2 protein-coding genes are annotated in these 1,137 nt (G+C 68.4%); both read left to right on the top strand.

The genetic code is table 11. The features are described 5' to 3' along the window. Positions 1-931: P-type conjugative transfer ATPase TrbB (gene trbB / locus ACYQ1H_RS15490; protein WP_460028935.1), on the top strand; the 931-nt coding region annotated here is incomplete at its 5' end. After that, on the top strand, positions 928-1,137 hold a 210-nt coding region (locus ACYQ1H_RS15495), incomplete at its 3' end, for a TrbC/VirB2 family type IV secretion system protein (protein ID WP_460028936.1). The genes trbB and ACYQ1H_RS15495, both read left to right, overlap by 4 nt.

Here is a 1,137-nt window from a genome sequence, read left to right on the forward strand (position 1 = left end):
AGTCATGCTCAATCCCGACCGCACCCTTTGGGTGGATCGGCTTTCATCGGGCCGCGTGCCGATGGGCGTGGAGCTGTCCGAAGACGATGGCGAACGCATCATCCGTCTCGTGGCCGCCCACGTCGGCGCGGAAGTGCATCGAGGCCAGCCGCTGCTGTCCGCAGAGCTGCCCGAAACCGGCGAACGCTTCGAGGGCATCTTGCCCCCGGCTGCACCGGGGCCTGCCTTCGCGTTGCGCAAGCGCGCCATCGGCGTGATCCCGCTGGAGCGGTACGTCATCGACGGAATGATGACCAGCGCCCAGGCGGGCTTTCTCGTTCGCGCCGTGCGCGAGCGCCAGAACATCCTGATCGCGGGCGCCACCAGCAGCGGCAAGACCACGCTCGCCAATGCGCTGCTGGCAGAAATTGCCGCCACCGGCGACCGCGTGCTGGTGCTCGAAGACACGGTGGAACTGCAATGCGCGGCGCGCGACCACGTGCCGCTGCGCACGCGCGCGGGCGTGGTGTCGATGACCGAGCTGGTGCGCTCGTCCATGCGCCTGCGCCCGGATCGTGTCGTCGTCGGTGAAGTGCGCGGCGCCGAAGCGCTGGATCTCATCAAGGTGTGGGGCACCGGCCATCCGGGCGGCATCGCCACCGTCCACGCCGGCTCCGCGCTGGGCGCGCTGCTGCGCCTGGAGCAACTGATTCTCGAAGTGGCGGTGAATCCGCCGCGTGCGCTGATCGCCGAGGCGGTCAACGTGGTCATCCACATCGCCGGACGCGGGCGCAAGCGCCGCATCGAGAGCATCGCCCGCGTCGTCGGTTTCGATGGCGTGGGCTACCACCTGGTGGATGCGCTAGAGGCGCCGGAAACGCCGTTTCCCGAGCTGCTGCCGCAGTCCGACCCTTCCTCCCTGTCCCCTGACCACTCTGGAGAACTTCCATGACGCACGTTGATGCTTTCCGTATTTCCGTAAATCCGCTTCCCCAGCCCGCGCGGCTGGACAGTCTGGCTCGCCCGAGCCTACAGGGCCTGATGCTCGCGGCGCTGATGCTGTTGCTTGCGGGCACCGCGCAGGCCGCCGGCTCCTCGATGCCCTGGGAAGGGCCGCTGCAATCCATCCTCGAATCCATCCAAGGCCCGGTGGCCCGG

Source organism: Methyloparacoccus murrellii, from assembly GCF_054657115.1.